We start from the raw sequence: 7,180 nt of genomic DNA on the forward strand, positions 1-7,180 counted from the left end.
CCTCCCCCACCGGCGACCGGCGCCGCGACTCCGACGCAGGGGACGGGCGACCCCGGACCGGAGCAGCCGAAGCCGGAGAAGCCGGTCCAGGCCGGGGACGACGGCCAGGGCGACGACGGCGGAGGCGACGGGGGCGACGACGGGGGCGACGACTGACCGCGGGCCCCGAAGGTCCTTGCACTTGACGCCCGGAGCACGTGGATCAGCCGGGGGATGCGCCGGTGTGCGAGCGGGCGCCCCCTCACGCGCCCGTTGGGCGGCTTGTCATCGCCCTTACCCCGGCCTTATTGTCACCAGGCCTTGGTGAACGGGAAATCCGGTGTGATGCCGGTGCGGCCCTCGCCACTGTGAATCGGGAAGTCCGGCTCCAGCCCCTGAACGGGCAGCCACTGGGTCCTTGCGGCCCGGGAAGGCGGAGTACGGGCGGTGGTACCCGTCAGCCAGGAGACCGGCCAAGGCGCGTCAACCATCCACGAGGTGCTGGAGAGGGTCTGCTGAGCCATGCACATAGCCGAGGGTTTCCTTCCTCCGGCGCACGCGGTCGCCTGGGGCGTCGCGTCGGCGCCGTTCGTCGTCCACGGAGTCCGGTCGCTCACCCGTGAAGTGCGCGAGCACCCCGAGAGCACCCTGCTCCTCGGGGCGTCCGGCGCCTTCACGTTCGTCCTGTCCGCCCTGAAACTGCCGTCCGTCACCGGCAGTTGCTCGCACCCCACCGGCACGGGCCTCGGAGCCATCCTGTTCCGGCCGCCCATCATGGCGGTACTGGGCACCATCACCCTGCTCTTCCAGGCGCTGCTGCTCGCGCATGGCGGCCTGACCACGCTCGGCGCCAACGTCTTCTCCATGGCGATCGTCGGGCCCTGGGCCGGATACGCCGTCTACGCGCTGCTGCGGCGCTCCAACGCGCCGCTGATGGTCGCGGTGTTCTCCGGCGCTTTCGTCGCCGACCTTTCCACCTACTGCGTCACCAGCGTGCAGCTGGCGCTCGCCTTCCCCGACCCGGGCAGCGGATTCCTGGGCGCGCTCGCAAAGTTCGGTTCCATCTTCGCCGTCACCCAGATCCCGCTCGCGGTGAGTGAGGGTCTGCTGACCGTGCTCGTGATGCGGCTGCTGGTGCAGTCCAGCAAGGGCGAACTGACCCGGCTGGGCGTGCTCCTCACCAGGAAGCAGTCCCGGACCGAGACCGAGGCGGTGGCCCGATGAGCAGGAACACGAAGATCAACCTGGTACTGCTGTTCGCGGTGGCCGCGCTGGCCGTGCTGCCCCTGGCGCTGGGCCTCGGTGACCACAAGAAGGAGCCGTTCACGGGCGCCGACGCCGAGGCCGAGACGGCGATCACCGAGTTGAAGCCGGACTACGAGCCGTGGTTCTCGCCGCTGTACGAGCCGCCGTCCGGCGAGATCGAGTCGGCGCTGTTCTCCCTCCAGGCGGCCCTCGGCGCCGGAGTCCTCGCCTACTACTTCGGCCTGCGCCGGGGCCGCCGGCAGGGCGAGCAGCGGGCGCTGGACCGGGAAGGCGAACGGCGGGCGCCGGAACGGCGGGCCGGCAGCGCACCCGCCGGCGCCGCAGGGAAGCCCGCGGCGGAACGGGACTGAGCCCGGGTGCTGCCGATCGACGCGGCGGCGCACAGCAGCCGCTGGCGCCGCCGTCATCCCGTGGACAAGGCCGTGCTCGGGCTCGGCCTCACCGTGCTCGCGATCTCCCTGCCGCCCTGGCCGGGCGCGGCCCTGGTACTCCTGACCGCCCTGGTGGTGCTGCTGGGGCCGGCCGGTGTGCCCGGGCGGCGGCTGTGGCGGGCCTACCGGGTCCCGCTGGGCTTCTGCGTGACCGGCGCGCTCACGCTGCTCGTCCGGGTGGGCGGGCCCGGAGGGTTCGTCTCCCTCGCAGGGGACGGGCCGGTGCGGGCCGGGGAGTTGCTGCTGCGGACCTCGGCGGCCTCCCTGGGCGTGCTGTTGTTCGCCTTCACCACGCCCATGTCCGACCTGCTGCCCCGCCTGGTCCGGGCGGGGATCCCCGCGCCGGTCGTCGACGTGGCGCTGGTGACGTACCGGATGAGCTTCCTGCTGCTGGACTGCGTGCGCCGCATCCGGGAGGCCCAGGCGGCCCGGCTCGGTCACACCAGCCGGGCCGCTGAGTGGCGTTCCCTGGCCGGGCTCGGCGCCACCGCGTTCGTCCGGGCCTTCGACCGTGCCACCCGTCTCCAGGCCGGACTCGCCGGGCGTGGCTACGACGGCACCCTGCGCGTCCTGGTGCCGGAGGCGCGGGTCTCCGTCCCCTTCACGGCCGCCAGTTGCGCGCTCCTCGCGACGCTGGCCGCCCTCACCTTCGTACTGGAAAGGCCGCTGACATGAGCGAGCCCGCCCTCGTCGCCCTGCGGGGCGCCTCTTACGCCTACGAGGACGGCCCCACCGTGCTCAGCGGGCTCGATTTCGAGATACCCGAGGGCCGCGCGCTCGCGCTGCTCGGCCGCAACGGCAGTGGTAAGACCACGCTGATGCGGCTGCTCTCCGGCGGACTGCGGCCGCACGAGGGCCGACTGACGGTCGAGGGGCGGCCGGTGGCGTACGACCGCCGGGGTCTGACCCGGCTACGGACCACCGTGCAGCTGGTGGTGCAGGACCCGGACGACCAGCTGTTCGCGGCGTCCGTCGAGCAGGACGTGTCGTTCGGGCCGCTGAACCTCGGCCTGGACGGCACTCAGGTACGGGCGCGCGTGGCGGAGGCGCTCGCCGCGCTGGACATCACCGCGCTGGCCGACCGGCCCACCCATCTGCTCTCCTACGGCCAGCGCAAGCGCACCGCCATCGCGGGCGCGGTCGCCATGCGGCCGCGCGTGCTCGTCCTGGACGAGCCGACGGCCGGACTCGACCCCGACGGCCAGGAGCGGCTCCTGAGCACCCTCGACGGACTTCGTGCGGCCGGCACCACGGTGGTGATGGCCACCCATGACGTCGATCTCGCCCTGCGCTGGGCCGACGACGCCGCGCTCCTCACCGCGTCCGGCGTGCGCACCGGACCGGCGGCCACGGCACTGGCCCGCCCGGATCTCCTCGGCGAGGCGGGGCTGCGCCTGCCCTGGGGCGCCGCGGCGGCGGAACTCCTGCGCGCGCGGGGATGGTTGGCGGAGGGCGAGCCGGGACCGCGCACGCCGGAGGAACTCGCCGCTCTCGTGGGCGGACGGCTCGGGGCGTCCGGAGGATGAGGGTGGTCACCCCTCCCTGTCTCTCCGGGAGGAGGACGGCACGGTCAGTCGAAGTAGGACTGGAGCGGGCCGCGGCGCCGGACGTCGAGGGTCGCGCAGTGGAACGAGCCGCCGAAGGGGGCGTAGTGCAGCAGGTCGCACGGGATCGGCTCGAAGCCCCACCTCTCCAGCGCGCGCAGCATCCCGGTGTGGTGCCGCTCCGCGATCACCTGCTTCTCGTCGAGCATGAGCACGTTCATGCTGAGCCACTTGCCGCACATCGAGGTGAGCTTGAGCAGCCGCTCGTCGATCGGGTCGGGTTCGGGAGCGACCAGGACGTCCCAGGAGCTGAGGACGTCCGGCAGGCGGTCGGCGTCGATGTACTCGGGGTTGATCAGTACCTTCCCCGGCGCGAGCAGGACGAAGGTCGTGTCGATGTGCATGGGCGTGCGGCACCGGCTCTCGATCTCGTGGATGCGGTACTCCGGGCCGAGGTGTCGGCGCAGCCAGTCGATGCCCATCGCGTTGGTGACGTTGCTGCGGGTGACGAACAGGTCCCGTCCGGCCCGGACGAAGTCCGCCGCGTCGAAGACGGGTTCGAACTCGGTGAGGATGTACCGCATGGGCTCGCCCGGCTCCGGGACACGGAAGTGCGGATCGAACAGCTCGTCGGTGAGCTGTGGCCTGGGTGCCGCCGTCCAGCGCGCGCCGCGCCGGAAGTAGTCCTTGAGGACGGGGCGGTAGGAGTGCGTCTCGAAGTACCGGCACGGCCACGCCATCGGCGTCTCGATGATCTCGTCGCCGATGACGAGCATGCTGTCGCGCGGGCAGGTGTTGCAGAAGCCGCGTGAGGTCCAGTCGGGACTGCCGAAGCGGCGCCGGTGGTCGACCGCCTCAGGTCGCCTGACCGTGACGCCGAGGGACTCCAGCAGGGCGACGAAGGCGTCGATCTCCTGCTGCGCCTGCTCGACGAGCAGGCGCGGGTACCGGAAGCCGGCCGCGAGCCCCTGCAACCGCCCGGCCCACGGTGGCACGTTGCAGGTCACCACCGCGTGGTCGGAGGGGATCGTCGCGCCCTCCAGACGGCCGACGATGATCTCCTCCAGCGGATCCCACTCGGTATGCGAACAGACCGGCGACACGAGCGGCTCCGCGCCCCTGTCGGCCGAGGGGGGTGCTCCGGGATTCTGCAGGACGCTCATGCTCACCCCTCTTCGGATCGCAAGCCATGTGCCGGGCCGCGACTGCGGGATCACTCTACGTGGCCGGTGGGAGTCGCGCGCATCAACGCTCGCGGCGCTCCCGGCATACCTCCGGATGCCCGCACATGCGCTTGTCCATGCTCGCCGCACCGCACTACCTTGCCGGGGTGGATCTCTTCTCACGGACCTGGACGGCGTTGCGCGCGGCGGTGGCCGGTCTCTCCGACGAGGACTTCGGGCGGCCCTCCGGCTGTACGGGCTGGCTGGTGCGGGACCTGGTGTGCCATCTGATCGTCGACGCCCAGGACGTCCTGATCACCCTGGCCACCCCGTCCGACCGGGAACCGACCCGTGACGCGTTGACGTACTGGCACATCTCCGACACCCCGCCCACCGGTGACGATCCGCTCGACGCGCTGACCGTCCGGCTGGCCGCCGCCTACGAGGATCCGCAGCTGCTGAAGTTCCAACTGGACGACGTCGGTTCCGCCGCCGGGCGCGCGGCCCTGCTCGCCGATCCGGCCGGCCGGGTCGGCACCCGTGACGAGATCCTCACCGTGGGCGACTTCCTCGCCACTTACGTCATGGAGTGGACGCTGCACCACCTCGACCTGACAGCCCACCTCCCGAATGCCGGGCAGCCGCCCGCGGAGGGGCTCGCCCGCTCACGGGAGATGCTGGAGCGGATCGCGGGGAGCCCGTTCCCCAAGTCCTTCCACGACGTGGACGCGCTGCTCGTCGGCACCGGGCGGCGGGCGCCGACCGAGGCGGAGCAGGCCGGGCTCGGCACATTGGCCTCGACGGTGCCGCTGTACCTGGGCTGACCCCGCGGTGGCGAACACGATGCCCGCGGGCCCGCTCGGGTCTTCGCCCGTACGACGTTCCTCACCGACAGCCGGGAGGACCTCGAGGGAGTGTCCGTGCCGACCCTCGTGCTGGAGTGCGAGCAGGATGCCATCGCGCCCCGCGACGTCGGCGCCTTCGTGCACGCGGCGATCCCCGGCTCCCGCCTGGTCACGCTCGTCGCCACCGGGCACTGCCCGCAGCTCAGCGCGCCGGAGGCCACCACCGGGGCGATCCTAGGCTTCCCGGAGTCCCTGAAGTGATGTGCCGTCCGGGCGGCGTACCGGAGCCCGCGGAGACAGGGGGCGAGGCGAGCACAGAGGCGGTGTTCACCGCGCTGCTCGAGGACAGCGTGGAGGATTTGTACGAGTCGGCGCCGTGCGGCTACCTGTCCACGATGATGGACGGCACCATCGCCAAGATCAACACCACGCTGCTGGAGTGGCTCGGCCTGGACCGTGAGGCCGTCGTGGGCCGCAAGCGCTTCACGGACCTGCTCACCATCGGCGGGAGGCTGTACCACGAGACGCACTTCGCTCCGCTGCTGCTCATGCAGGGTGAGCTGCGGGGCATCGCCCTGGAGATGCGGCGCCGGGACGGTGGCCGGCTGCCGGTGCTGGTCTCCGCGGTGGTCAAGCACAGTACCGAGGGCGAGCCGCTGCTGATCCGGATCACCGTCTTCGACGCCTCTGACCGCCGCGCCTGCGAGCGGGAGCTCCTGCGCCGCCGTGAGGAGGCCGAGCGGGCCCGCGCAGAGGCGGACGAGGCCCGGCGGCAGGCCGAGGCGGACCGGGCCAGGCTGGCCGACGCGCTCGCCGTCCTGCAGCGTTCCCTCGTACCCGACTCGCTGCCCGCGGTGCCGGGCCTGGAGACGGCCGTCCACTACCACACGGCCTCGCCGGACCAGCTCGGCGGCGACTTCTACGACCTGTTCCCCGTCGCAGGCGACCGGTGGGCGTTCTTCCTCGGCGAAGTGTGCGGCAAGGGCCCCGGAGCCGCCTCCCTCACCTCGCTGACCCGCTACACCCTGCGCGCCGCGGCCCACCACGACCCGGATCCGGCCTCGGCCCTGGCCACGCTGAACGCCGTCCTGCACGAGCGGTACACCGGCGACGGCAACCCCCGGTACTGCACCTGCGTCTTCGGCATCATCGAGCCGGGCGGCGAGCACGGGCCGACGGTGGTGCGCCTCGCCTCCGGCGGCCACCCGCCGGCGCTCGTCCTGCGGTCCGACGGCCGCGCCGAGTTCCTCCCCACCCCGGGCGGCCTGCTCATCGGCGTCGTCCCCGGCGCGCCGATCGGCACCGCCGAGACCGTCCTGGACCCCGGCGACACCGTCGTGCTCTACACCGACGGCCTCACCGAGGCCCGCACCGGCCCCGGCCGGGACGACCGGTACGGCGAGGACGCCCTGCACGCCTTCGCCACCGACCACGCGTCCGGTACGCCGCACGAGGTGATCACCGCCCTGACCGAGCTGCTCAAGAGCTTCGGCGACGGTCTGGACGACGACACCGCGCTGCTCGCGCTCGGCGTTCCCGCCGTCCCTTCCTCCCCAGGCCCCGCGACGGATCACACCTCATGAACACGCTCACCGTCAGACAGCACGACACCGCGACCGGCCCCGTTCTGCACGTGGCCGGCGACGGACTACGACCGGGCCCCCGTCCTCCGCGGCGGGCTCGACCAGCTCTCCCTGTCACCGGGGCAGTGCCTGGTCCTCGACCTGTCCGGACTCGCGTTCTGCGACTCCTCGGGCATCACCGCGCTCCTCGCCGCCCGCCAGCACGCGCTGGCCGCCGAGGCCGACGTCGTCCTGGCCGCCGTACCGGCGAACCTCATGCGCGTCCTCATCCTCGTCGGTCTCGACCGGGTCTTCACGCTTCGCCCGGACTCCAGCGCCGTGTCCTGAACCGCACGGAACGCCCCGGGGGCGGCGACCGCTCCCCCGGTC

At 72.5% G+C, this 7,180-nt stretch carries 8 protein-coding genes, 1 pseudogene and 1 riboswitch; of the genes and pseudogenes, 8 read left to right on the plus strand and 1 reads right to left on the minus strand.

All coding sequences use genetic code 11. The annotated features are described in order from the left end of the window. The first annotated feature begins 284 nt into the window (after positions 1-284). Positions 285-471, plus strand: a riboswitch (cobalamin riboswitch). Between the two features lie 30 nt (positions 472-501). From C1J00_RS34805 to C1J00_RS34820, 4 genes are read left to right on the plus strand one after another with little or no spacing between them, the layout of a single operon-like run. Then, a complete protein-coding gene (locus C1J00_RS34805; protein WP_102912944.1) occupies positions 502-1,203 on the plus strand; it encodes an energy-coupling factor ABC transporter permease in 702 nt (233 codons plus the stop codon). After that, positions 1,200-1,595, plus strand: a complete 396-nt coding sequence (locus tag C1J00_RS34810) for an energy-coupling factor ABC transporter substrate-binding protein (protein WP_102912945.1) — start codon at positions 1,200-1,202, stop codon at positions 1,593-1,595. The genes C1J00_RS34805 and C1J00_RS34810 overlap by 4 nt, the downstream gene beginning before the upstream one ends. A gap of 6 nt (positions 1,596-1,601) precedes the next feature. Then, positions 1,602-2,351 carry a cobalt ECF transporter T component CbiQ gene (gene cbiQ, locus C1J00_RS34815; protein WP_102912946.1) on the plus strand — a complete coding sequence of 250 codons (750 nt, stop codon included), beginning with the start codon at positions 1,602-1,604 and terminating at the stop codon, positions 2,349-2,351. Continuing rightward, entirely contained in the window at positions 2,348-3,202 is an 855-nt protein-coding gene (locus tag C1J00_RS34820) for an energy-coupling factor ABC transporter ATP-binding protein (protein WP_102912947.1), read from the plus strand. Before cbiQ ends, C1J00_RS34820 begins: the two co-directional genes overlap by 4 nt. 44 nt (positions 3,203-3,246) lie before the next feature. Here C1J00_RS34820 and C1J00_RS34825 read toward each other — a convergent pair whose 3' ends face one another. Then, entirely contained in the window at positions 3,247-4,383 is a 1,137-nt protein-coding gene (locus C1J00_RS34825; RefSeq protein WP_102912948.1) for an amidinotransferase, read from the minus strand. Between the two features lie 167 nt (positions 4,384-4,550). On the opposite strand from C1J00_RS34825, the gene C1J00_RS34830 reads away from it, so the two are divergent. The 4 genes and pseudogenes from C1J00_RS34830 (at position 4,551) to C1J00_RS34845 (ending at position 7,138) form a co-directional block, all read left to right on the plus strand. Next, positions 4,551-5,207 (plus strand): maleylpyruvate isomerase N-terminal domain-containing protein, encoded by a 657-nt coding sequence (locus C1J00_RS34830; protein WP_102912950.1) that lies wholly within the window; start codon positions 4,551-4,553, stop codon positions 5,205-5,207. A 33-nt stretch (positions 5,208-5,240) separates the two neighbouring features. After that, positions 5,241-5,489 (plus strand): annotated as a pseudogene (locus C1J00_RS34835) (alpha/beta fold hydrolase); the annotation flags it as partial. Next, positions 5,489-6,811 carry a PP2C family protein-serine/threonine phosphatase gene (locus C1J00_RS34840; protein ID WP_102912949.1) on the plus strand — a complete coding sequence of 441 codons (1,323 nt, stop codon included), beginning with the start codon at positions 5,489-5,491 and terminating at the stop codon, positions 6,809-6,811. The pseudogene C1J00_RS34835 and the gene C1J00_RS34840, both read left to right, overlap by 1 nt. A gap of 111 nt (positions 6,812-6,922) precedes the next feature. Then, positions 6,923-7,138, plus strand: a complete 216-nt coding sequence (locus C1J00_RS34845) for an STAS domain-containing protein (RefSeq protein WP_342751775.1) — start codon at positions 6,923-6,925, stop codon at positions 7,136-7,138. The last annotated feature ends 42 nt before the right edge of the window (positions 7,139-7,180 follow it).

The sequence above is a fragment of the Streptomyces cahuitamycinicus genome (genome assembly GCF_002891435.1).
Classification (GTDB): Bacteria; Actinomycetota; Actinomycetes; order Streptomycetales; family Streptomycetaceae; genus Streptomyces; species Streptomyces cahuitamycinicus.

Excerpts from the sequence above, each read along its gene's own strand:
- C1J00_RS34805 (WP_102912944.1), top strand. The coding sequence starts at position 502 with ATGCACATAGCCGAGGGTTTCCTTCCTCCGGCGCACGCGGTCGCCTGG.
- C1J00_RS34810 (WP_102912945.1), top strand. The coding sequence starts at position 1,200 with ATGAGCAGGAACACGAAGATCAACCTGGTACTGCTGTTCGCGGTGGCC.
- C1J00_RS34820 (WP_102912947.1), top strand. The coding sequence starts at position 2,348 with ATGAGCGAGCCCGCCCTCGTCGCCCTGCGGGGCGCCTCTTACGCCTAC.
- C1J00_RS34825 (WP_102912948.1), bottom strand. The coding sequence starts at position 4,383 with ATGAGCGTCCTGCAGAATCCCGGAGCACCCCCCTCGGCCGACAGGGGC.
- C1J00_RS34840 (WP_102912949.1), top strand. The coding sequence starts at position 5,489 with ATGTGCCGTCCGGGCGGCGTACCGGAGCCCGCGGAGACAGGGGGCGAG.